The organism is Nocardiopsis tropica, from assembly GCF_042660575.1.
In the GTDB taxonomy this organism is placed as follows: Bacteria; Actinomycetota; Actinomycetes; order Streptosporangiales; family Streptosporangiaceae; genus Nocardiopsis; species Nocardiopsis tropica.
On record NZ_JBHSUF010000010.1, the window covers coordinates 259,866 to 283,307 of the forward strand.

The 23,442-nt window shown below is 73.0% G+C and carries 15 protein-coding genes; 6 read left to right on the forward strand and 9 right to left on the reverse strand.

The window, feature by feature from the left end:
- Window positions 1-252: 252 nt before the first annotated feature.
- Complete coding sequence (locus ACFQBR_RS18295) at window positions 253-717, reverse strand: Lrp/AsnC family transcriptional regulator (protein ID WP_267948418.1); 465 nt, start codon at window positions 715-717, stop codon at window positions 253-255.
- Between the two features lie 143 nt (window positions 718-860).
- Here ACFQBR_RS18295 and ACFQBR_RS18300 point away from each other — a divergent pair, with 143 nt between their 5' ends.
- The 3 genes from ACFQBR_RS18300 (at window position 861) to ACFQBR_RS18310 (ending at window position 4,797) form a co-directional block, all read left to right on the forward strand.
- A complete protein-coding gene (locus tag ACFQBR_RS18300) occupies window positions 861-2,510 on the forward strand; it encodes an alpha/beta hydrolase (RefSeq protein WP_344181473.1) in 1,650 nt (549 codons plus the stop codon).
- 85 nt (window positions 2,511-2,595) lie between these two features.
- Complete coding sequence (locus ACFQBR_RS18305) at window positions 2,596-3,438, forward strand: GNAT family N-acetyltransferase (protein WP_267948420.1); 843 nt, start codon at window positions 2,596-2,598, stop codon at window positions 3,436-3,438.
- 141 nt (window positions 3,439-3,579) lie between these two features.
- The gene (locus ACFQBR_RS18310) at window positions 3,580-4,797 is read left to right on the forward strand and encodes a Bcr/CflA family efflux MFS transporter (protein ID WP_344181475.1); all 1,218 of its coding nucleotides are present in this window, start codon (window positions 3,580-3,582) and stop codon (window positions 4,795-4,797) included.
- Window positions 4,798-4,871: 74 nt separating this feature from the next.
- Here ACFQBR_RS18310 and ACFQBR_RS18315 read toward each other — a convergent pair whose 3' ends face one another.
- The 4 genes from ACFQBR_RS18315 to ACFQBR_RS18330 are packed head-to-tail and all read right to left on the reverse strand — an operon-like array spanning window position 4,872 to window position 10,012.
- Window positions 4,872-6,548, reverse strand: a complete 1,677-nt coding sequence (locus ACFQBR_RS18315) for an ABC transporter ATP-binding protein (protein WP_344181477.1) — start codon at window positions 6,546-6,548, stop codon at window positions 4,872-4,874.
- Window positions 6,545-7,438: an ABC transporter permease gene (locus ACFQBR_RS18320; RefSeq protein WP_267948423.1), complete on the reverse strand. Its 894-nt coding sequence runs from the start codon at window positions 7,436-7,438 to the stop codon at window positions 6,545-6,547. The genes ACFQBR_RS18315 and ACFQBR_RS18320 overlap by 4 nt, the downstream gene beginning before the upstream one ends.
- Window positions 7,435-8,370 carry an ABC transporter permease gene (locus ACFQBR_RS18325; RefSeq protein WP_344181479.1) on the reverse strand — a complete coding sequence of 312 codons (936 nt, stop codon included), beginning with the start codon at window positions 8,368-8,370 and terminating at the stop codon, window positions 7,435-7,437. Before ACFQBR_RS18325 ends, ACFQBR_RS18320 begins: the two co-directional genes overlap by 4 nt.
- A 40-nt stretch (window positions 8,371-8,410) precedes the next feature.
- The gene (locus ACFQBR_RS18330; protein ID WP_267948425.1) at window positions 8,411-10,012 is read right to left on the reverse strand and encodes an ABC transporter substrate-binding protein; all 1,602 of its coding nucleotides are present in this window, start codon (window positions 10,010-10,012) and stop codon (window positions 8,411-8,413) included.
- Between the two features lie 861 nt (window positions 10,013-10,873).
- On the opposite strand from ACFQBR_RS18330, the gene ACFQBR_RS18335 reads away from it, so the two are divergent.
- Window positions 10,874-11,434, forward strand: a complete 561-nt coding sequence (locus ACFQBR_RS18335) for an ATP-binding protein (protein WP_344181481.1) — start codon at window positions 10,874-10,876, stop codon at window positions 11,432-11,434.
- 81 nt (window positions 11,435-11,515) lie between these two features.
- Here ACFQBR_RS18335 and ACFQBR_RS18340 read toward each other — a convergent pair whose 3' ends face one another.
- From ACFQBR_RS18340 to hisS, 4 genes are all read right to left on the reverse strand, one after another.
- On the reverse strand, window positions 11,516-12,364 hold the full coding sequence (locus ACFQBR_RS18340; RefSeq protein WP_267948427.1) for an AMP-binding protein: 849 nt from the start codon (window positions 12,362-12,364) through the stop codon (window positions 11,516-11,518).
- A 399-nt stretch (window positions 12,365-12,763) separates the two neighbouring features.
- Window positions 12,764-15,301, reverse strand: coding sequence for a LuxR C-terminal-related transcriptional regulator (locus tag ACFQBR_RS18345; RefSeq protein WP_344181504.1), 2,538 nt, complete (start codon window positions 15,299-15,301; stop codon window positions 12,764-12,766).
- Between the two features lie 165 nt (window positions 15,302-15,466).
- Window positions 15,467-17,923, reverse strand: coding sequence for an ATP-binding protein (locus ACFQBR_RS18350; RefSeq protein WP_344181485.1), 2,457 nt, complete (start codon window positions 17,921-17,923; stop codon window positions 15,467-15,469).
- Between the two features lie 175 nt (window positions 17,924-18,098).
- A complete protein-coding gene (gene hisS / locus ACFQBR_RS18355; RefSeq protein ID WP_344181487.1) occupies window positions 18,099-19,436 on the reverse strand; it encodes a histidine--tRNA ligase in 1,338 nt (445 codons plus the stop codon).
- 830 nt (window positions 19,437-20,266) lie between these two features.
- Between hisS and ACFQBR_RS18360 the strand changes: the two genes are divergently transcribed.
- Window positions 20,267-20,881 (forward strand): GTP-binding protein, encoded by a 615-nt coding sequence (locus ACFQBR_RS18360; RefSeq protein WP_267948431.1) that lies wholly within the window; start codon window positions 20,267-20,269, stop codon window positions 20,879-20,881.
- A 114-nt stretch (window positions 20,882-20,995) separates the two neighbouring features.
- Window positions 20,996-23,302 carry an accessory Sec system translocase SecA2 gene (secA2, locus tag ACFQBR_RS18365; protein ID WP_267948432.1) on the forward strand — a complete coding sequence of 769 codons (2,307 nt, stop codon included), beginning with the start codon at window positions 20,996-20,998 and terminating at the stop codon, window positions 23,300-23,302.
- Window positions 23,303-23,442: the final 140 nt, after the last annotated feature.

The following is a 23,442-nucleotide window of genomic DNA, read 5'->3' on the forward strand; positions in this document are numbered from 1 at the left end:
TGCCCGGGCCGGACGGGGAAGGGGCCGCCCGCCTCGCGGCGGACGGCCCCGCTGGCGCCCGGGATCAGGGGGCGCCACTCCCTCCAACGAACGGAGGGACCCGGGAGTTTCCGTGCCGGCGGGCGAACGCCGCGGCTTTCCGGGGCGGGCGCCCCAGGCCGCGTGCGCGGCGGCTGCCCGGGACCCGCTCCCGCGGGGGTGCGGCTCCGGGCTCCCCGGGGCGTCCGGTCCGCCGGTCGCCGGGCCCGGAGCTCAGGGCAGGTCGGCGGTCCCGGCGAGGATCGGCTGGTCCACGAGCCGGGACAGGACCAGTGTGCTCTTGGTCCGCACCACGAAGGGTTCGGCGCCCAGGCGCTCGATGACCTCCTCCAGGTGGTGCGTGTCGCGTGCGCGCACCTGCACGATGGCGTCGGCCTCGCCGGTGACCGTGCACGCCGAGGTGATCTCGGCGTAGCCCGCGAGCCCGGAGCGGATCTCGCCGGGAGAGGTGCGGGCGCGGCAGTACAGCTCGATGAACGCCTCGGTGGTCCACCCGACGGCCTGCGGCTCGACGACGACGGTGAACCCTCGCACGGCGCCGGAGTCCACCAGCCGGTCCACGCGCCGCTTGACGGCCGAGGGGCTCAGTCCGACGTGGCCGCCGATCTCGGCGAAGCTCATCCGCGCGTCCGCGCCGAGAATCGCGATGATCCGCTCATCGACACGATCCAGCCGCATTGTGCCCCTTTGTCCACGTCTGATCCAGGCAGGGCACATGTTACCGGGGTATACCTCCCTGGGGTCCGTGTCGCTTCCCTCCGTCACGTCGCGCAACAGTGACAATGCATGAGGTCGAACACACAGTGTGAGGGAGTGGACGAGTGCGAGCACGAACCCTGGCCGCGGTCTCCGCCGGAGCGCTCCTGGCCTCCCTCGCCGCGGGGGTCCCCGCGCAGGCGGAGCAGACCGGTACGGCGGCCGGAGCCGCTCCCGCCGACACCGGGGGACTGGTGTGGGCCCCCTGTGAGGACATCGCACCCGTCGGGGAAGAGACCCTGGAGTGCGCGACGCTCACCGTTCCCCTGGCCCGCACCGACGGCGGCGCGCGGATCCACGGCCTCGGGGACACCGTGGAACTCGCCCTGTCCCGGGTCCCCGCCACCGGCCGGGCCGAGCGCACGATGCTGGTCAACCCCGGCGGCCCCGGAAGCGCCGGGCGCATGTGGGCCGCCCACACCCACCGCCGCATGCCCGCGGAGCTGCGCGAGACCTACGACGTCGTCTCCTTCGACCCGCGCGGCGTCGGGGCGTCCACCCCCTCCATCACCTGCGACCCCGCCTTCTTCGCGCCCGTCCGCCGCGACACCGTCCCGTCGGACGCGGACGCCGAGGCCGCACTGCGGGCCGGAGCCGAGGACTACGCCGAGGCGTGCGGGGCCAACACCGGCCGCCTCCTCGACCACGTCCGCACCGAGGACACCGCGCACGACATGGACGCCATCCGGGCCGCGCTCGGCGAGGAGACCATCGACTACCTCGGCTACTCCTACGGCAGCTACCTCGGCACGGTCTACTCCTCGCTCTACCCCGACCGGGTCCGCGCCCTGGTCCTGGACAGCGTCGTCAACCCGGACAACCCCTGGTACGAGAGCAACATCGAGCAGAGCCGGGCCCTGGACAGGTCGGCGGACGACTTCTTCGACTGGGTGGCCCGCAACGACGCCGCCTACGGCCTCGGCGCCGACGGCGACACGGTCTCCGAGGCGTACTACTCCCTGCGCGCGGAGCTGGCCGCGACGCCGGCGGCCGGCACCGTGGGCCCCACCGAACTGGAGGGCGCCGTCATCGTCGTCGCGTACAGCGGCGGCACCTGGCCGCGGGTCGCCGAGGCGCTCGCCGCCCGGATCAACGACGGGGACGACGCCCCGCTGCTCTCCCTGCACGAGGACTACGGGGACGACGCCGGGTCCGACCGCGGCTACGGCGGCTACCTCGCGGTCCAGTGCACGGACGCCCGGTGGCCCGAGGACTGGTCCACCTGGCGCGCGGACGCCGAGAGGCTCCACGCGGAGGCGCCCTTCATGGGCTGGCACAACATGTGGTACAACGCTCCGTGCGCCACCTGGGACGGCGACTCCGACGACTGGTTCCAGGTGGGCGACGGCCGCGGCGAGCACCCCGCCTACGACGGTGACGTGCTCGTCGTGCACGCCACCCGGGACGGGGCCACCCCCGTCGAGGGCGCCTACGCCCTGCGGAACCGGCTCCCCGGGGCCAGCCTCGTGATCGAGGAGGGAGGGCTGACCCACGGTGTCTCCCTCACCGGGAACACGTGCGTGGACGAGCTCGTCACCGCCTACCTGCGCGACGGGGAGGTCCCCGTCAGGGACGGGGGCGAGGGCGCCGACGTCGTCTGCGAGGGGCGTCCCGAGCCCCGGCCGCGCACCTCCCGGGCCGCACCTGAGACGATGGTGGAGCGCCTCGGCCCGGTCGGCATGGAAAGTCCCGGGAAGCCCGGGTCATCCGAGTAACCGGTCCAATAGGCTGGAACCGGCGCGAACAGGCTCGGCCAGTCGTCCCGGAGCCCGGAGGGCCCGGGCAGAGGGGGGAGATGCGATGCTGCGGACCTCGCCGGTACGGATCCTCGGAGAACGGGACCGGGAGGCTGTCCGCGCGCTCCTGGACGCCGACCCCGTGGGCAACGTCTTCGTCGCCTCGCGCCTGATGGCCACCGGTCTCGCCGCCAGTGCCCACGGCGCCGAGGTGTGGGGGCACGTCGAGCGGGGCCGCCTGACCGCGATGTGCTACTCCGGGGCCAACCTGGTCCCGGTCAACGCCGGACCGGCCGCGATCCGCAGCTTCGCCGACCACGCCCGCTGGCGGGGCCGCCGGTGCTCGTCCATCGTCGGCCCCGTCGCGGCGGTCAGCGACTTCTGGGAGCAGGTCGCCCCCGTGTGGGGGCCCGCCCGGGCCATCCGCGCCAGCCAGCCCGTCCTGGAGATCGACGGTCCCCCCGCCGTGCCCGCCGACCCGCTCGTGCGCCGGGTCCGCCTCTCCGAGCTCAACACCCTGGTGCCCGCCTGCGTGGCCATGTTCACCGAGGAGGTCGGCGTCCCGCCGGACTCCGGTGACGGCGGCGCGCTCTACCGGGCGCGGGTGGAGGAGCTGGTGCGCACCGGCCGGGCGTTCGCCAGGATCGAGGACGGCAGGGTCGTGTTCAAGGCGGAGGTCGGCGCGGTCACCCGCCACGCCTGCCAGGTGCAGGGCGTGTGGGTGCACCCGGAGCTCCGGGGCCGGGGGCACTCCTCGGCGGGGATGGCGGCGGTGGTCGAGCACGCGCTCGCCGAGATCGCCCCCCGCGTGACCCTCTACGTCAACGACTTCAACGCCCCCGCACGCGCCACCTACCAGCGGGTCGGATTCCGCCAGGTGGGAGAGGTCATGTCGGTGCTCTTCTAGCCGGCGCCCCTCCAGGCCCGGGAAGCACCGTCCCCGCCCGCCCCGACGCACTCCGCGCCGCACCCCGCCCCCGCGGCCCCGTTCCGGCGCGTCGGCGCCGGAAGTCCCGCGCGCCCCCGCCACGACCCCGAGAGAGCCACGATGCGGCACAACCCGACCGGACGCGCACGCCTGGGCCTGGCCCTCCTCCTCGGCCTCCTGTCGGTGCTCGGTCCCCTCAACATCGACATGTACCTCCCGGGATTCCCGCAGATCGCCGCCGACCTCGACGCCGGGGCCTCCCAGGTCCAGCTCAGCCTCACCAGCTGCCTGATCGGGCTCGCGGTCGGCCAGGTGGTCGTCGGCCCGGTCAGCGACGCACGGGGGCGTCGCGGCCCCCTCGCCGTGTCGCTGCTGCTCTTCGTCCTGGCCTCGCTGCTGTGCGCCGCGGCGCCCGACATCACGACACTGGTGGCGGGCCGCTTCCTCCAGGGGTTCACCGCCTCGGCCGGCACCGTCCTCTCCCGGGCCGTCGTGCGCGACGTGTTCGACGGCTCCGCGCTGACGAGGTTCTTCGCGCTGCTGATGGCCGTCACCGCCGTCGCCCCCATGGTCGCGCCGGTCGCCGGGGGAGCCGTCCTCGCACTGCCCTTCGCGACCTGGGAGACGGTCTTCCTGTTCCTCGCCCTGCTCGGCGTCGTGATCGTCCTGGTCGTCATGCTCGGGCTCCCCGAGACGCTGCCCCCGGAACGCCGCGTCCCCAGCTCGCCCGGCGGCTCCCTGCGCACCATGGCCGCGCTCCTGCGGGACCGCGCCTTCATGGGGTACGCGCTGATCGTGGGCCTGCTCCACGGCGGCAGCTTCGCCTACGTCGCCGGGACGCCGTTCGTCTACCAGGACCTCCACGGGGTCTCACCGCAGGCGTTCGGCGTCCTGTTCGGCGTCAACGGGATCGCCATCATCCTGGGCAGCGCGGTGGTGGGGCGCCTCGGGGAACGGGTGACCGAGCCGGCACTGCTGCGGTTCGCCGTGGTCACCGCGGTCGTGGCCACCGGCGTGCTGCTGGCCGCCACACTGCTCGGCGGCCCGCTGGCCGCGCTGGTGGTGCCGATCTTCGTCTACATGACGTGCATGGGCATGATCCTGACCAGCTCCTTCGCCCTGGCGATGGAGGGGCAGGAGGGAAGGGCCGGAAGCGCGGGCGCGCTGCTCGGCGCGCTGCCGATGCTCATCGGCGCCGGAGCCGCGCCCCTCGTCGGACTGGACGAGAGCACCGCCGTGCCGATGGGCGCGGTCCTGTTCGGGACCGCGTCCCTGGGCCTGCTCGTCCTGGTCGGCACGACCGCCGAGCGCAGGCGCCAACCGGCGGTCGGAGCCTGACGGGGCACGCCCCCGCCCCGGCCGTGCGCCCGCGGGGGGCGTCCCCCCGCGGGCGCACGGCCGGCCGCAGCCGGCTACGCCCCGGTGACGGGCCGGTCCTGCGCGGCCATGCCCAGCCGCTCGGGGGTCCCCGCGAAGGACAGCTCGAAGTCCGGGGTGTCCGCGATCAGCGCCCGGGTGTACTCGTGCTCCGGGGCCGACATCACCCGGCCCACCGGTCCCTGTTCCACGATCACGCCCCGGTGGAGCACGGCCACCCTCTGCGCGATGTTGGACACCAGGGCGATGTTGTGGGTGACGAACAGCAGTGCCATCCCCTCGTCCTGGAGCCCGCGCAGCAGTTTCACGATCTCCGCCTGCACCGACACGTCCAGCGCCGACGTGATCTCGTCGCAGATCAGCAGGTCGGGTCGGGTGGCCACCGCGCGGGCGATGCACACCCGCTGCCGCTCGCCGCCGCTGAGCTGCTCCGGGTAGCGGTCGGCGTAGGAGGCGGACAGGGCGGCGCGCTCCAGGGCCTCGGCCACCACCGCCCCGGGGTCCCGGGGCCTGCCCACCAGGTGGCGGTAGGGACCCAGGATCTGGTCGCGTACCCGCCTGCGCGGGTTCAGCGCCTCGTAGGGGTTCTGGAACACGTACTGCACCCGGCGCCTCTGCTCGGCCGTGCGCCGGTAGCTCCCGGCGGCCAGCGGGCTCCCGTCGAACACCACCTCACCGGTGTACTGGCGGTGCAGGCCCGCGACCGAGCGGGACAGGGTCGTCTTGCCCGACCCCGACTCGCCCAGCAGGGCCACGCACTCGCCCCGGTGGACCGACACGTCGATCCCGTCGAGGACCCTCGTGCGCCCGTAGCCCGCGTCGAGCCCCGCGACCCTCAGCAGCGGCTCGCCCTCCGGCTCGCCGCCCTCCTCGTGGCCCGTGGTCCGCAGCAGCGGCACGGCCGTCAGCAGGCGCCTGGTGTAGGAGTGGCGCGGGTCCGCGAGCACCCGGTCCGTGCGCCCCCGCTCGACGACCTCGCCCCGGTACATCACCGCGATCTCGTCGGCCAGGTCGGCGACCACCGCCATGTCGTGGCTGATGTAGACCCCCGCCGTGCCGTAGTCGCGGGTCATCCGGCGGATGGTCTCCAGGACGTGCGCCTGCGTGGTCACGTCCAGGCCGGTGGTCGGCTCGTCCAGCACGATCACGTCCGGGCGGCCGACGAACGCCATCGCGATCGCCACCCTCTGCTGCTGTCCGCCGGACAGCTGGTGGGGGTAGCGGGCCAGGAACCCGTCGTCGTCGGGGAGCGCGACCTCGCCCAGGACCTCGCGCACCCGGGCCTGGGCGTCGGCCGCCGACAGGGAGGCGTCGTGCAGGGCCTCGCGCAGCTGGGTGCGCAGGCGCAGGGCCGGGTTGAGCGCCGAGGCGGGCGACTGGGGGATGTAGGCCACCGCCCGTCCGCGCAGTTCGCGCACGCCCCGCTCGGAGAGCGAGGCCAGGTCCTTCCCGGCCACCTCCACGCGTCCCGCGGAGATCTCCGTCGCGCGCTTGCAGTGCGCCAGCAGCGACAGGCCCAGGGTGGTCTTCCCGGAGCCGGACTCGCCGACCAGGCCGAGGATCGTGCCCCGCGCCACCGTGATCGAGACGCCGCTGATGATCTCCACGTCCGAGGGGCGGCCGATCACGGTCAGGCCCTCCACCGACAGCACGGCGGCCCCGGTGTCCCGGCCGCCTCCGGAGTCCGCTTCCCGTCCGGCGTCCCGCGTCACTTCTCCACCCCTCGGTCGATGCCGATCGCCGCACGGGACAGTCCGTCGGTGATCAGGTTGGCGCCGATCGTCAGGACGGCGATCGCCGCCACGGGCAGCGCCACCGCCCACGGCTGCACGGCCATGCCCTGCCGGTTCTCGTTGATCATCAGTCCCCAGTCCGCCGTCGGCGGCTGGAGCCCCATGCCGAGGAAGCCGAGCACGGCGACCACCCCGATGGAGTAGGTCAGCCGCAGGCCGAGCTCGACCAGCAGCGGGCTCGTCACGTTCGGCAGGATCTCCACCGCCATGATCCGCCAGCGCGGAAGGCCGACGGCCTCGGCCGCCTTCACGTAGTCCTGCTCGACGACCTTGCGCGTCGCCTCGCGGATCACCCGGGCCACGCGGGGCATGTGCGACACCGCGATGACGGCCACGATCAGCCACACCTTCGGGCCCACGATCGACATCACCAGCAGCGCGGCGATCAGCTGGGGGAAGGCGAGCAGCACGTCGCCAACGCGCATGAGGACGTCGTCGAGCCAGCCGCGCCGGTACCCGGCGACCACGCCGACGACCGTCCCCGCCGCCACGCCGATCGCCGCGGAGGCGCCCGCGAGGAGCAGCAGCGTCCAGCCGCCCCACAGGAAGCGGGTCAGCACGTCGCGGCCGCGGTTGTCACCGCCGAACAGCGTGCCGTCCACCCCGGTCTCGAACGGTCTGGCCACGAACTCGGTGGGTGTGTACGGGGCCACGAAGGGCCCCACCACCGCGATCAGGACGATCAGGCCGGTCAGGGCGGCGCCGACCTTCGTCCGGCCGAACCCCCAGGCCGTCCGGAACAGGCCGGCGCCGCGTCCCCGCGGCACCACGGTCACGGGCTCCACGCCCGCGTTCACGGGAGCGCTCATCGGTTCGCCACCCTCACCTTCGGGTTGGCCGCCAGCCCGATCACGTCCGCGATCAGGTTGACGAGGATGTAGATGCCGGCGATGAGCAGGACCACGGCCTGGACCAGGGGCACGTCGCGGTTCTCGATCGCGTCCATGAGGATCTTGCCGACACCGGGGAAGTTGAACAGGAACTCGACGGCCACCACGCCGCCCGCCAGCCAGGCGAGCTGGAGGGCGACCACCTGGGCCACCGGCCCGATGGCGTTGGGCGCGGCGTGCCGCCACAGGACCGCGCGCTCGTCCACGCCCTTGAGCCGGGCCTGCTGGACGTACTCGCTCTCCAGGACCTCGATCATCGTGGCCCGCATCATGCGGACGATGGGCGGGGCCACCGCGAAGGCGAGTGTCAGCACCGGCAGCACCCACTGGTCGGGGCCGCCCTCGCGGGAGTACACGGACGGGAACCAGCCGAGTCCGCCGGGCCCCAGCATGAGGATCAGCAGGATGCCGACCACGAACTCGGGGATGGACGCCACGACCAGCGTCCCCATGGACGAGGCGTGGTCGAAGGCGCGGTCCCGCCGCAGCGCGCTGACCGCGCCCACGAGGAGGGCGACGGGGGTGGCGGCGAGGGCCGCCAGCCCCATCAGGGTCAGCGAGCTCAGGACCGGCCCGGAGAGGACCTCGGTGACCTCGGTCCGGTTGGAGTAGGAGGTGCCCAGGTCCCCCTGGACGATCCCCTGGAGCCAGTTGAGGTACTGCACGGCCACCGGCTCGTGCAGGTCGAGCTGGTCGCGGAGGGCCTCCACGCGCTCGGGCGTGGCGTCACGGCCCAGGATCATCTGGGCGGCGTCGCCGGGCAGTGCCTGCGTGGCCGCGAAGACCACGAGGGACACCGCCCAGAGCGTCAGCGCGCCGAAGAGGAGGCGGACGACGATGAGTCGGGTCATGGTGAGCTTTCGGTAGCGGTCGGTCGGGTCCGGGGAGCCGCTACTGCTCCAGCCAGGCCCGGTGGAACGCGTACGAGCCCAGCGGGTGGCCGGAGACGGCGGGCTCCAGGCCGTGCACGGCGGTGCTGTGGCCGTCGAGGAGGTTCACGAAGCCCCACACGATGTAGCCGCCCTCCTCGTACTCGACCCGCTGCGCCCGGCGGATCAGCTCGTTGCGCTCGTCGGGGTCCGCGGTGCGGCGGGCCTCCTCCAGGTGGCCGAGCCACTCCTCGTTCTCGCCCCACATGGTCTCGTTGTAGGGGGCTCCCACCACCGAGCCCTGCGCGGCCTGGGTGATGTAGTTGCGCGCGCTCCAGAAGTCCTGGCCGAAGGCGTAGGGGAAGCCCTCCTCCTCGTTCCAGTAGTCGCTGGGGTTGACGCGGCGGAGCTCGACGGTGACCCCGGCCTCACGGGCCTGCTCCTGGAAGACCTCGGCGGCGGCGACCACGCCCGCGCTGATGTCGGAGGTGACCAGCTCGACCTCCAGGCCGTCCCCGTGCCCGGCCTCGGCCAGCAGCCGCCTGGCCTCCGCGATGTCCTGTTCCCGTTGCTCGAAGTCGTCCGGGTAGGACGGGTCCATCCGCGCGTACATGTCGTTGCCGACCTGGCCGTACCCGGCGAGGGCCTGGTCGATCATCTCCTGGCGGTCCACGATGAGACGGAACGCCTGGCGGACGCGGACGTCGTCGAAGGGGGCCTGGTCCACCCGCATGGTGAACGGCAGCCACATGCCGGTCTCGGACTCCATGACGGCGAGGTCGGGGTTGCCCTCGATCACGGCCACCTGCGCGTGCGGGACCTGGGTGATGAGGTCCACGCTGCCGCTGTTGAGGGCGTTGACGCGTGCGTCGTCCTCGGGGAAGTCGACGATCTCTAGCTCGTCCGCGTAGGGCAGGCCCTCCTCGTGGTAGCCCTCGTGCCGCTCGAAGAGGCTGTACTCGCCCGCCACGAACTCGACGCTGCGGAACGGGCCGCAACCGACCGGGTCGGCGGGGTCGTACCCCTCGGGGACGACGCAGTTGTAGTACTCGGCGAGGGCCTCGGGCAGGGTGACCGTCGGCTCGGTGCAGCGGATGAGCACCGTGCGCCCGTCCAGGGCCTCCAGCCCGTCGGCGTCGACGCCGTCCATGTCGCCGGCGCCGCGCAGCGGGTTGTCGGGGTCCAGGATGCGCCGGAGGGAGAAGACGACGGAGTCCGCGGTGACGGGGGAGTCGTCGTGGAAGGTCAGGCCCTCCTTGAGCACGACGGTCCACTCCGTGGCGTCCTCGTTGGGCTCGACGGACTCGGCCAGGTTGTTCTCGATGGCGCCGTCGGCGGCGTAGCGCAGCAGCCCGGCGTAGAGCGCGAAGTTGCGGGCGATGTCCACGTTGTCGGTGGGGTCGTGCGCGTCCAGTGTGTCGTTGACCCCGCCTCCTGCGACGCCGACGCGCAGGCGCCCGCCCCGCTGGGGTTCACCCCCGCCCGAACCCCCGGAGCCGGAGTCCCCTCCGCAGGCGGCCAGGACCGGGGCGACGACGGCGCCGGCGGCGGAGGCCTTGAGGAGGGAGCGACGGCTGGGGGCGGAGAGAAGGGTGGGGCGGGGGCCTTCGGACAGGGACGACAAGGGACACCTCGTGTGGGGACGGGAACCGCAGGGCGTTCGAGGCCGGGAGGGGCGGCACCCGGGGAGGGGCGCGGCCCGGCATCGGACCTGATCGATACTTGTTCGCCCTTCACGGAGCGTCAAACGAGGTCGGAGGCGGTGCGGGCCGTGAACGCCGTGTTGCGGGGCCGTAACGGCGGAGAGAGGGGGGTGTCCCGCCGGAACCAGCTCTGGCCTGCGGGTTTCCGCGCCGTTCGGTGTGCGCTCCGAGCGGCGGTGTGCGCATGGCGCCCACCGCCGGTTCGCGGCGAACGACGCTCCGGGGGGCGTCCGGGTTGTGTTCCAATCGATGTCGCGGGGAAGCGAAACCGTGGTGTTTAGTGCGAGCAATTTCCGTTTTGTTGGCTTATGTAGCCATATGTCTGTTCAGCGGAAGGCGGTCGGTCCGGGGTGGGGTCCCGGTCCGGCCGTGCGGCCGGAGCCGCCTTCGGCCCACCCCGTCCGGGCGCGGCGGGGAGGGCCGCCCCGTGCCGGCGGAAAACCGTGGGCGGAGGGGCCTCCCGCGCTCGCCTCCGGCTGCGGGCGCCGCGGCGGGCGGCGTCCCGGCCGGTGCGCGGGAGCGCATATCGTTACTGGTCGTGTCCGTGTCGGGGGGACGGGCCGCCCGCGAGCGCATTGCCAACGTGTTACACCTCACATGGCCGACTCTGGGGTCCGGACTGTTTCCTTTGTCCTCATCGGGGATGACACGTGACGGGGTTTTGTGGCCAATACCAGGCGGGGTGAACCCAGGTGTGCTGTTCTGGACCCAGCACACCCTTGTCTAAGGTGAGTGCAGGCGGCGCAACCCGCGCGCCCGTCGCGGGTGATTGGAGTGACCGGATGGCTGAGGCGAGGCAACTCCGGGAATACGTGCCCGCGGAGGTACCGGGGAGCACGGTTCCGACCACACCGGGGTTCGAGACGGGCGACCTCACGGGAGGGTCCACCGACCACACGGTGTGGAGCTGTGCCGGGAACCTCACCGCGGTGCGGTCGATCCGCGCGCGCGTGCGCGAGTTCCTCACCCGCATGGGCCACACCGAGGGCGCACTGGACGACGCCGAGCTGTCGGTCAGCGAGCTGGCGACCAACGCGCTGCTGCACTCCCGCTCCGGGCAGAGCGGAGGCGTCATGACGCTGTTCATCCGCTCCGACGCCGGACGCCTGCGCGTCGCCGTGGCCGACCAGGGCGAGCGCGACGGCGAGGGCGTCCACACGCGGGAGGACGGCGACGACTACGGCCGGGGCAAGCTCATCGTCGACAGCTGCGCCACCCGCAGCGGCGAGTACTGGAGCGAGGCCACGCACGTGGCCTGGTTCGAGATCGAGGACGGCCACGTGCCCGTCCCCGCCTTCGACGGCGAGTCCTCGGTCGCGGAGCTCACCGAGTCCGGGGACTGACCCAGGGCGGCCCCGGCCCCCCGGCGGCGCGCACGCCGCACACCGGGGCCGGAACCCGGCCCCGGCGCCCCTTCGGGGTCCTCAGTCGGCGCTGTCGGGGTACGGGAAGGCGACCCGCGCCGGCTCGGGCGCGCACAGCACGGTCACCTGGCGCCCCTCGGGCGGGGGGCAGTCCGCGCCGGTCACCACGCAGGCCCCCGTCCACAGCGCCAGCGCCACCAGCGCCACCCGCGTGGCCTCGTCGCCCCGCTCGTCCACCGCAACGACGTCGTCGGCGGTCAGGTGCAGCAGGTTCCGCAGCTCGGAGAAGCGGGCCATCAGGTCGTTGTGCGGGTAGAGGGTGGTCAGCAGTCCGCCGCTGGTCTGCTCGTAGCCCAGGATGCCGTTGTCGAACAGCCCGCGCGCCGGGCTGTACCCGTTGCCGTCGGGGCTGGGCTGCAACAGGTCCTCGAAGGGCGTCGCCCCCAGGGACGGGCCGAAGGAGATGATCTGCCGCACCCGCGAGCGCTCGGCGAGTTCGAGGGCCGTCTGCGCCAGCTCGGGGCTGACCAGCAGCAGCCGGGCGTCGGTCTCGGTCAGGACGGCGCACTGGGTGTCCAGGTCGGACGCGGTCGACAGCGGCAGCGCCCGGCCGCCCACGGCCATCACCGTGTAGGTGGCCAGGAACCGGTCGGGTGAGACCGGCGCGAGAACCCCCACCACGTCGCCGAAGCACATGCCCCGGCGGCTCAGCCCGGCCGCGGCCTGCTCGACGGTGGCGGCGAACGTGAGCGCGTCCACCCGGTGTCCGGCGGTCCGCAGCGTCCCCGGCCGCGACGAGCGCAGCCGCAGCCGCTCGCACAGGCCGCCGGTCAGGGATCCGATCGGGTCGTCCCTACGCGGCAGATGGCGTCCCGGTCGCCCGGTTCCTGAAGACAGCCCTACCCCCATACGTACCCCCAGTCGGCCCATCCTGCGGTGGTGCCGCATTCCGGGCTCGTCACGCCCCCTCCACGTGGCGAGCCCGGAAGCGCGGCCCCGGGCGGTCGGTGCGACGTCCCTCCCCAGGACGCACCCCGCTCCGGCGCGGTTCCCCACCGGCCCCGGGAACCTTCCCGGGGCTGACGGTCCGCCGGGATCCCGGTGTTCGGCCCGGGCTCCGACGGCCGCTTCTGGGACTCACGGAACCGTGTCACGAGAGTGCCACGAACGTGATGTCCCATGGCTTGAACCCTAGCGCGTTCACAGTCAGATGCACATGCATATTGCTATGCAGATGCATATGTAGATTCTGGCCGCAGGGGAGAGAGCGCCCGCACGAGAGAGGGCGTAAGCGGGCAGACCGGGCGATCAGCCCGCTGCTCTGTGCTGCTCCATCCACGCCGTGATCTGCGCGCGTGAGTGGAAGCCCATCTTGCGGTTGATGTTGGCGACGTGCCTGGCCGCCGTCGACGGGGTGATGAACAGCGTCCGGGCGATCTCGGGGTTGCTCCGTCCCGAACTCACCAGCCGCGCGATCTCCAGCTCCCGCTTGGTCAACCGCTGCTGCGGGGTCACCGACTCGGGCGCCGGGACGGGCCCCTCCGGGGGCCGGCGGGCGCGACCCCGCCCCGGCGCCCGAGGTGCGGCGGACGGTGCGGTCGGCGTGCGCCGGCGCGCCGGCGCACGCCGACCCTCCTCGGCCAGGCGCTCGGCCTCGCGGACCACCTCGGACAGGTCCAGCCCGCGGCCCTGCTCCCACCACGACACCAGCTGGCGGCGGCGCCGGCGGACCCGCTCCACGTCCGTGAACGGCCACGGGGCCTCGTGCACCGACAGGCCCAGCTGTCCGCGCACACCCGTCGCGGCGCCGGCCAGGCGGCAGGCCGGTTCCCGCAGCCCGGCGCCGAACACCACCCGCGCGATCGCGACCAGCGCACGCGCGGCCTCGGCCCGCTGCCCCGTCGAGTGGCTGAGGAGCAGCCCCTCGCTCAGGTAGTCGTAGGCCTGGCTCGTGGACCCCTGCGCGTGCGCCACACGGCCGATCCCGGCCAGGCAGCGCGCCTCCTCCGCCGCCGCTCCGATCATCCGCTGGGTGTCCAGCGCCTCGCGGTAGCAGCGGTCGGCGGTGATGAGGTCGTTGTTGGCCTCCGCGGCCCGGGCCTGCCCGATGAGCGTGACGCCCACGCCCCACCGGTGGTCGATGCCCCGCAACAGGGTCAGGGCCGCGTTGTAGTGGTGGTCCGCCGTCGGGTAGTCGCCCTGCTGGGCGACCAGGGCCGCGCGAGTCCCCAGCGCGATCGCCTCGCCCCACTGGTCACCGGCCTCCCTGCACAGCCTCAGCGCCTCCTCCACCCGCACCGCTGCCTGGTCCGACACGCGGTCGCGCACCTCCACCAGGGCCAGCACGTTGAGCGCGGTGCGCACGAACGCGTCGTCCCCGGCCTCGCGGCACAGCCGCAGCCCCTCCTCGCCCAGCGCCACGGCCAGGCCGTGGTCGCGGCGCACGCGCGCGAGCTGGGCCCGGGCGACCAGGGCCCGCGCCCGCGAGGGCGCCTTGTCCGACTCCTCCAGCTCCAGCAGCCGGTCCATCCAGTGGGCGCCCTCTGCGTGGCACTGGTGGCTCACCCAGTGCGCGACCAGGCTCACGCACAGCCGGAGCCCGGACTCCGCAGCGCCGCGGGACAGGGTCCAGCCCAGCAGGGAGCGCAGGGTGTCGTACTCGGCGATCACCCGCTGGCGGCCGGCGTCGCGCTCGCTCCAGGGCATCGGCCGGCTCGACTCCAGCTTGAGGCCCAGGTCCTCGACCAGGCGGAGCATCCGGTCCAGCAGCCGCTCGTGGTAGAGGTCGGCCTCCCCCGCCGCGGCCAGGCGTCCGGCGGCGAAGCGGCGCACCGCCTCCGGCAGCTTGTAGCGGACCCTGCCCTCGAACTCACCGGTCACGGTGATCAGCGAGCGGTCCAGCAGCGACGTCAGGAGATCCAGGACGGCCGACTCGGGCAGGGACTCGTCCGCGCACACCTGCTCGGCGAGTTCGAGGTCCCAGCCCCGGAACACCGACAGGCGCCGCAGGAGCACCCGTTCCGGCTCGGGGAGGTGGACGTACACGAAGTCCAGCACCAGGGGCAGCACCTGGCTGCGCGAGATCGCCTGGCCCGGCCCCGGCTGGAACTCGGGCGAGGCCAGGTGGGCGCGCAGGCCCTCGGCGAGCGCGCCGGGCCCGACGACGGGCGCGAGCGCCCCGAGCACCTCGATCCCCAGGGGCACCCCGCCCGTGAGGTCGCAGACCACGGCCGCGGTCTCCGTCTCCTGCGGAGTGGCGGAGAAGCGGGGGTCGCGCGCCCGGGCGCGGTCGAGGAACAGCCGGACCGCGTCGGACGCGGCGGGGTCCGGCGGCGGGGCGTTGCGCGCGGCCACCGGAAGCGCCATCGGGGTCATCCGCCACACGGTCCCGCCCGCCAGCCGGACGGGCTCCTCGCTGGTGAGGAGGATGGAGAGCGCCGGGCAGGCCGCCAGCAGGGCCTCGCCGACCTCCGTCACCTCGTCGGGGACGTGCTCGCAGGAGTCCAGCACCAGCAGGAGGCGCCGGGAGCGCAGCGCCTCGGCCACCGTGGCCGCCAGGGGCTGCCCGGGTTCCTCGATCACGCCGACCGCGGCGCACACCCGCGCGTAGACCTCCAGCGTCGTGTGGGCGTCGGTGAGGTCGGCCAGCCACACCCCGTCGGGGAAGGACACGGTCGACTGCTCGGCCAGGCGCAGGGCCAGCCGTGTCTTGCCCATGCCGTCGGTTCCGCACAGGGTGACGGACCGGCTGGAGCCGAGCAGGCGGAGCAGGTCGCTCAGGTCCCGCTCACGGCCGACGAAGCCGGTGCCCGGTCGGGGGAGGTTGTGCCGCGCTGGCGCGGTCAAAGGTGCCATGGCCTTCACAGGTAGGGGCGGTCGGGGGGTTCCTCACCAGGGCTGAGGGGTCGGTGGGCAAGGGGGACGTCATCGAGGGGTGCGGTGGAGGTCGGGGTTTCTGTCTTAGCGGGTGCACGCGCACTGTGCAAGTGCTACCGGGCGATCGGGCCCCTCTCAGCCACCGTCGCGGGAAGCAGCCCAACCGGTCAACTGCGTCCTGGAGGAAATCGAGAGTTTTCTGAAGATGTTCGCTATATGTCTGGCCGCAGTGGCCTGACTGATGGTCAACCGCTCGGCGATCTCGCGGTTGGACAGGCCCCGCTCGGCGAGTTCGGCGATCTCCCGTTCCCGGGGCGTCAGCGACTCCGGCCCCGAGGCCCTCGGGGCGGGAGGCCGGGGGAAGGCGAGGGCCCGGTCGCGCACCTGCTCCAGGGGCAGCGACCGCCACGCGTTCCAGGCCTCGGACGTCCGGGCGCCGCCCACGAGGCGCTCCACACAGGAGCGCAGCCGCAGCGTCTCGGCCGAGGGACGGTCCAGGGAGGTGCGCAGGCCGGCGGCCACGCCCGCCAGGGCGGCGGCCCTCTCGGCCTCGTCCTCGGCGAGCGCGAGCTCGGCCAGGGCCTCCAACGCGCGGGCGACCGCGATCCGCCGGCCGGACGTGAAGCTCACCCGCAGGCACGTGGACAGCGGCTCCCGCGCCTTGAGGGGCTCGCCCCCCGCCAGGAACAGGCGGCCCAGGTCCCGCGCGCAGCGGGCGGTCGCCGGGGCCGCCTCCAGCTCGCCGAAGACCGCCAGCGCCTCGGTGAACAGGTCCCGCGCCCGGGCGAGGTCCCGGCGCTCCGCGGCGATCGAGCCCAGCCCGTGCAGGCCGCGGGCCACGCTCCACCGGTCGCCGAGGCCCTCCGCCAGCGTGATGCCGTGCTCCAGGTGGGCCACGGCCCGGTCGGGCTCCCCGCCCCGCCTGGCCGCCTGGGCCAGCACCCCGAGGGTCGTCCCCTCGGTGATCGGGTCGTCGACCCGCTCGGCCCAGCGTCCGGCGCGTTCGGCGTGCTCCAGCGCCTCGTCCGGCCGGCCCGACCGCAGGGCCAGGGAGGCCGTGGTCGTGAGGGCGGAGGCGGCGGCCCCCGCGTCGCGGCAGGCACGCGCGGCCTCCAGCGCGCACCGGGCGAGCGTGGACACGCGCGGAGCGGGGTCCAGCTCCAGCCGCAGCTCGGCCTGGAGGGCCAGGGCCCGCGCCCGCAGGGACGGGGACTGGTCGTCCGGGTCGGCCGCGAGGACCCGCTCCAGGACGCGGCTGCCCTCGGAGGCCAGGTCGCGCACCATCCAGTACGGCCGCAGGGCCACGCACACCCTCAGGGCGTCGTCCACGCGCCCCTGGGAGAGCGCCCACTCCACCATGCGCGAGTGGTTCTCCCGGTGGTGGTCGAGCAGCCTCAGGTACGACAGGCGCTCGCTCCACGCCAGCGGAGCCCGGAAGCTCTTGGCCCCCTCCTCCAGGCGCGTGACGGAGAAGCGGAGGTAGCGCTCCCAGCGCGCGTCCAGGTCCCCGTCCTCGGCCAGGCGCTCCGCGGCGTAGGCGCGCACCGTCTCGGTCAGCCGGTAGTGCGCGGTGCCGTCGATCTCGGTGTCCACCACCACCAGGGACTTGTCCAGGAGGGAGAAGTGCAGCGGCAGGATGTCGGAGGCGTCGACGCCCTCGCCGGAGCACACGTCCTCCGCGGCCTCCAGGTACCAGGTGGAGAAGACCGACAGCCGGTGCAGGAGGAGCCGCTCCGGTTCGGTGAGCAGGTCGTGGCTCCACTCCAGGACCGCGCGCAGGGTGCGCTGGCGCGGGGGCAGGTCGCCCGAGCCGTCACTGGTCAGGAGCTGGAACCGGTCGTCCAGGCGGCGCAGGATCTGCTGCACCGACAGCACCCGCACCCGTGCGGCCGCCAGTTCGATGGCCAGGGGCATCCCGTCGAGCATCCGGCAGATCTCCGCGATGTAGCCGGAGTTCTCCCTGGTCATCTCGAACCCCGCGCGGGCGGCGTGCGCGCGGGTGACGAACAGGCGCACCGACTCGTAGCGCTGGGTGTCGCGACGGGGGATGGGCGCCGGGTCGGCCGCGTAGGGGTCGGTGGGCGTGGCCCGTGCGGGCAGCGAGAGCGGCGGCACCCGCCAGATGCTCTCCTGGGGGACGTGCAGGGGCTGGCGGCTGGTGACCAGGATCCGTACCCGGGGGCAGTCGCGCAGGACCGCCTGGCACAGCCGGGCCATCGGCCCCACGGCGTGCTCGCAGGTGTCCAGGAGGAGCAGGAGGTCGCGGGTGCGCAGCGACGTGATGATCGCGTCGGTCATCGTGCGCTCGTCGTCCTCCACCGCCTGGAGGCTCTTGGCCACCGTGCGCAGTGCCTGGTCGTGGGTGGAGGACTCGCTGAGGTCGATGAAGCGGACGCCGTCGGGGAACCGGCGCATCACGCGTTCGGCCAGGTGGAGGGCGAGGCGCGTCTTGCCGATGCCGCCGGTTCCGGTCAGGGTGACCATCCTGGCGGTGTTGAGGAGGCGGCTCAGGTCGACGATGTCGCGCTCGCGCCCGACGAACCTGATGAACTCGCCGGCGGACAGGGGCAGGTTGTGGCGAGGATGAGACATGGCCTCGATCAGTAGGACTCCGAATCGGCCCGCGGGGCACGCCCGGGGACGCGTCGACGCGGAGAAAGCCGTTCCAAGTCTGGCATCCCCCGCCCCGGGCTGTCTCGCTGATGGCCGGTTCCGGCATGAGCGGCCGGAAACCGCCCATGCCGGTCGATGGGGTGCTACGGGTCGACTACCCTGCGCTGTCCGCGCCGGAGTCGGGGGACCAGGTGCCGGGGTCCGCCGGACCCTGGACGCCCGACCCCATGTCCTTCACCTCGTGGGCGCCGTCGGCGTCGAACGGGGGGAACCACACGAAGGGGATGCCCTTCTTGGCGGCGTACTGGATCTGCTTGCCGACCTTGGCGGTGGAGTGGAAGACCTCGGTGTTGAACCCGCGGGAGCGCAGCAGTTCGCCGGTGAGCAGGGCGTCCCGTCGGCGCTCGGCGCCGGGGACCACGACCATGACGTCGGTGGGACAGGTCCGCCCCTCCGTGATCCGCCCCTCGGCGACGAGCTTGGCGAAGATGCGGGTGAGGCCGATGGAGATGCCGACCCCCGGCAGCCTGCGGCGGATGAACTGCCCGGCGAGGTCCTCGTACCGGCCCCCCGCGCAGATGCTCCCGTACCCGGGGTCGTCGTCGAAGGAGGCCTCGTAGACGGTGCCCGTGTAGTAGTCCAGGCCGCGGGCGATGGACAGGTCGGCGACCACGGCGCCCTCGGGCAGGTCGGCGAGGTCTCCCATGACGAAGGCGAGCTCGTCGAGCCCCTCGTCGAGCAGGTCGGAGGAGATCCCGAGCTCCCGCACCCGGGCGGCGACCTCCTCGCCGGACCCCTTGACGCGGGCCAGGGCGAGGCAGGCGTCGGCCTGCTCGCCGCCGAGGCCCTCGGCCAGGAGGATGTCCCGCACGCCGCCGTCGCCGATCTTGTGGAGCTTGTCGACGGCGCGGATGACGGCGACCGGGTCCTTGACCCCGAGGCCCTCGTAGAAGCCCTGGAGGACCTTGCGGTTGTTGACGTTGAGCGTCCAGGCGGGGATGTCCAGCCCGCTGAGCACGCGGTGGACGATGCGGGGGAGCTCGGCGTCGAAGTGCAGGGGGACGGAGTCGACGTTGATGACGTCGATGTCGCACTGGGTGAACTCGCGGAAGCGCCCCTCCTGGGGCCGCTCGCCCCGCCAGACGCGCTGCATCTGGTAGCGCTTGAACGGGAACGTCAGCTCGTTGAAGTGCTGGGCGACGTACCTGGCGAAGGGCACGGTGAGGTCGAAGTGCAGTCCGAGCCGCGCGTCGGAGTCGTCCTCGGCGTCGGCCTGGAGCCGGTGCAGGGTGTAGACCTCCTGGGAGGTCTCGCCCTTGGCGGTCAGCACGTCGAGGTTCTCCACCGAGGGGGTCTCCACCGACGCGAAGCCGAAGGACTCGAACCCGGCCCGGATATGGTCCAGCCAACGCTGCTCCACGGCCCGGACCTGTGGGGTCCACTCGGGGAAACCGCTGATGGGAGTGGGGCGGACGACGCGCTGATCGGACATGTGGGTTTCTCGGCTCCCTTGGGAGGGTCGGGTCGGTTCGGCTCGCCCCGGCCGGACGGCGGCGCGGGGTCGCGCGTGCGGGTCCGGCGGGGGGAGGGCGAGCCCATCCTACGGCCAACCAGGGGAAGCGGTCCCGGGAGCGGCCGGGGCGCGCCGGGTCCCCGGGGCCCGTGCGGCGGGGCCCTCGCGGTGGGCGGGGCGGGGGCGTGCGCGGTCGGTCCAGCCGCCACCGGCCCACGTGGACGGTTGTGGGCCGGTGGGGCGCCGGAACGCCGACCTGAGGCGTCGACCGGACCGACGCCGAAGAGCGAGACGTCGGTGCGCGGCCGCCCCGGGGCGCCGCGGGGGCTCCCGCGGCGGTCGCGTCCTCGTGCCAGGAGTCCGTACCGCGACCGCACCGCGACAGCGTCGTGGCGCGGGGGCCCTGTCCTCCACCGTAGACTCCGTGGACGGCTCCGGACAGGGATCGGCGCGGCCGAAAGCGGCCGAAAATGACCGCTCACAATGTCGTAAAGTCGACCTTCCGGGGTAGAAGTCTGTGCTTACCTGGTTACGGCCGGTCCTGGGGTGCGGACCCGCCGCCACGGGACGGCTCGGGCCCCCGTGGCCGTTCCCGCTGTCCCGGAGGCCGCAGGGCCTTGCGCAGCCGGGAATGTGGTCTCTTGCACCACTGTTCCCAAAACGCCGTTAGCGGCCTCTTTCCGGTGTTAGGTTCCAGGGGCGGCGCCTCCCGAGAGGGTTCGGACCCCGGGAGCACACCGCACCCCTCAGGACCGGGCCGTGTGAGCCGTATCGTCCGTACTGGCCCGGCACTCTCGCTAGGACTAACTGTGATCGATCCAGCCAACAGCACGAACAACGTCCACGCCCCCACCGCGTTGTCCACCAAGATCATCATCGCCGGGGGCTTCGGGGTCGGGAAGACCACGTTCGTCGGCGCTGTCTCGGAGATCCCGCCCGTCCGTACCGAGGCCGCGGTCACCGCCGCCAGCGCCGGTGTCGACGACCTCTCCCACACCCCGGACAAGACGAGCACCACCGTCGCGATGGACTTCGGGCGGATCTCGCTGGACACCGACCTGACCCTGTTCCTGTTCGGCACCCCGGGCCAGCAGCGGTTCTGGTTCATGTGGGACGACCTGGTCCGCGGCGCACTGGGCGCGGTGATCCTGGCCGACACGCGCCGCCTGGAGGACACCTTCCAGGCGCTCGACTACTTCGAGCGCCAGTACCGGCTGCCCTTCGTCGTCGCCGTCAACGAGTTCGACCCCGAGGCCCCGTACAGCGCGGAGGAGCTGCGCGACGCCCTCGACCTGACCCCGGAGGTGCCCGTCGTCTACTGCGACGCCCGCGACAAGCAGTCCGTCGTCCGGGTCCTGATGACCCTCGTCAAGCACGCCATGGCCGTCGAGGCACGCCAGCGCACCCGCCGCCAGCTCGTGTGACGCGCGGGCGCCCCGTGCACGGGGGCCGGGCCCCCGGTCCCGCCCGGCACGAGGGCGCCCCGGGGTTCTCCAAGGGGTTGTGTCCGGCGTTACCCTGTGGTGGTGTTCGGACGAATGGCGGAAAGCGTCCGCCGCCTACTGGGCAAGCCCGGTGCGGTGGACCTGCGGCCCTATACCAAGCTCCTGTCGGCGATCGAAGCCGAGGAGGATGGTCTGCGTGAGCTCGACGACACCGAGCTGACGGAGAAGGCCATCGAACTCGGCAACGCCGAACTCCCCTACGATCGCAACGACCTCGTGTCGCTGTGCGCCGTCGGCCGCGAGGCCGCCCGGCGCTCACTGGACGAGCGTCCCTTCGACGTGCAGCTCCTCGGTGTCATGGCGCTGCTCGACGGCCACGTCGCGGAGATGGCGACGGGTGAGGGCAAGACCCTCGCCGGCGCCCTCGCCGCGGCCGGTTTCGCACTGCGAGGCCAGCGCGTGCACCTCCTGAGCGTCAACGACTACCTGGCCCGGCGCGACGCCGAGTGGATGCGCCCCGTCTACGACATGCTCGGCGTCACCGTCGGGTGGATCACCGAGGACTCCACCAAGGAGGAGCGCCGCGCCGCCTACTCCTGCGACGTCACCTACGCCGCCGTCAGCGAGCTCGGCTTCGACGTCCTGCGCGACCGCATGGTCACCGACATCGGCGACCGCGTCGTGCCCCCGCCCAACATCGCGATCATCGACGAGGCCGACTCGGTCCTCGTCGACGAGGCCCGGGTCCCGCTCGTCCTCGCGGGGGCCGCGGAGAGCGTCGCCGCCGACGTGGAGATGGCGGACATCGTCCGCGGGCTCAAGCCCCGCCTGCACTTCGAGATCGACGGCGAGGGACGCAACGTCCAGCTCACCGACGCCGGCATCGACGCCGTCGAGAAGGCCCTGGGCGGGGTCGACCTGTACTCGGAGGACGACACGTCGGTCCTCCCGCAGGTCAACCTGGCCCTGCACGCGCACGTGCTGCTCCAGCGCGACGTCCACTACGTGGTGCGCGACGGGGAGGTCCGGCTCATCAACGAGTCCCGGGGCCGCATCGCCCTCCTCCAGCGGTGGCCGGACGGCCTCCAGGCCGCCGTCGAGGCCAAGGAGAAGGTCGCGGTCAGCGAGACCGGCGAGGTCCTGGACTCCATCACGGTCCAGTCGCTGGTGCTCCGCTACCCCACGCGCGGCGGTATGACCGGCACCGCGATGGCCGTGGCCGAGCAGCTCCGCGAGTTCTACGAGCTGGAGGTGGCGGTCATCCCCTCCAACAAGCCCAACGTGCGCGAGGACCACGGCACGCGCCTGTACGCCACGCGCGAGGAGAAGGAGGACGCCCTCGTCGCGAAGGCGGAGGAGGTGCACAAGTCCGGGAGACCGATCCTCATCGGGACCCAGGACGTCGCGGAGTCCGAGCTGCTCGCCAAACGCCTGCGCGACGCCGGCCTGGACTGCGTGGTCCTCAACGCCAAGAACGACGCCGACGAGGCGTCGATCATCGCGGAGGCGGGCACCCACGGCGCCGTCACCGTCTCCACCCAGATGGCCGGTCGCGGCACCGACATCCGTCTGGGCGGCAGCGACATGGCCGACCGCGAACGGGTCGTCGAGACCGGCGGACTGTACGTGATGGGCTTCGGCCGCTACCCCAGCAGCCGCCTGGACGGGCAGCTGCGCGGACGCGCGGGACGCCAGGGCGACCCGGGCGACTCCATCTTCTTCGTCAGCATGGACGACGACCTGGTGGTGAACAACGCTCCCGAGACCACGGGGTACGAGACCACCGCCGAGGGCGAGATCACCGACAGCGGGTGGCTGCACATGGTCGACCACGCGCAGCGGGTCGCCGAGGGGCAGCTGCTGGAGATCCACCGCAACACCTGGCGGTACAACCAGCTGATCGACGTCCAGCGCGACGTGGTCCTGGAGCACCGCGAGATGGTCCTGACCGGGGACCAGGGCGACCGGCACATCGGGCTGGACCGCAAGAAGCACCACGGGGCGCTCGTGGAGGAGGTGGGGGAGGAGAAGGTCGCCCAGGCGGCCCGGCTCATCACCCTGTACCACCTGGACCGGGGCTGGACCGACCACAACGCGTTCCTGTCGGAGCTGCGGGAGGGCATCCACCTCCGGTTCCTCGGGCGCCGTGACCCCCTGGACGAGTTCAACCGCGACGCCGTGCCGGTGTTCAAGGGCTTCCTGGACGACGCGCGCGCCCGTGCCGCGGAGAGCTTCGAGGAGCTGGAGGCCGAGGACGGCGAGCTCGACGTCAGCGGGGTGGGGGTCAAGCGCCCGTCGATGACGTGGACCTACATGGTGCACGACCACCCCTTCAGTTCGGCGTTCGAGACCCTGGTGGGACGGCTCAAGGGCGGACGGGGCACGGCCGACCGGGACTGAGGTTTTTCGGCAAGGACGGTTTCCTGCGCGGGTCGGGACTTTGGTCCCGGCCCGCGCATTACCTTTGTCAGCTATTCTTCTGAAACGTCGGCCAGACGCGAAATCGCCATGCGCAATTGCCTGGACCGCGTTAACATGGC

Excerpts from the sequence above, each read along its gene's own strand:
- ACFQBR_RS18320 (WP_267948423.1), bottom strand. The coding sequence starts at position 7,438 with ATGAGCGCTCCCGTGAACGCGGGCGTGGAGCCCGTGACCGTGGTGCCG.
- hisS (WP_344181487.1), bottom strand. The coding sequence starts at position 19,436 with ATGTCCGATCAGCGCGTCGTCCGCCCCACTCCCATCAGCGGTTTCCCC.
- ACFQBR_RS18295 (WP_267948418.1), bottom strand. The coding sequence starts at position 717 with ATGCGGCTGGATCGTGTCGATGAGCGGATCATCGCGATTCTCGGCGCG.
- secA2 (WP_267948432.1), top strand. The coding sequence starts at position 20,996 with ATGGCGGAAAGCGTCCGCCGCCTACTGGGCAAGCCCGGTGCGGTGGAC.
- ACFQBR_RS18340 (WP_267948427.1), bottom strand. The coding sequence starts at position 12,364 with ATGGGGGTAGGGCTGTCTTCAGGAACCGGGCGACCGGGACGCCATCTG.
- ACFQBR_RS18325 (WP_344181479.1), bottom strand. The coding sequence starts at position 8,370 with ATGACCCGACTCATCGTCGTCCGCCTCCTCTTCGGCGCGCTGACGCTC.
- ACFQBR_RS18350 (WP_344181485.1), bottom strand. The coding sequence starts at position 17,923 with ATGTCTCATCCTCGCCACAACCTGCCCCTGTCCGCCGGCGAGTTCATC.
- ACFQBR_RS18335 (WP_344181481.1), top strand. The coding sequence starts at position 10,874 with ATGGCTGAGGCGAGGCAACTCCGGGAATACGTGCCCGCGGAGGTACCG.
- ACFQBR_RS18310 (WP_344181475.1), top strand. The coding sequence starts at position 3,580 with ATGCGGCACAACCCGACCGGACGCGCACGCCTGGGCCTGGCCCTCCTC.
- ACFQBR_RS18305 (WP_267948420.1), top strand. The coding sequence starts at position 2,596 with ATGCTGCGGACCTCGCCGGTACGGATCCTCGGAGAACGGGACCGGGAG.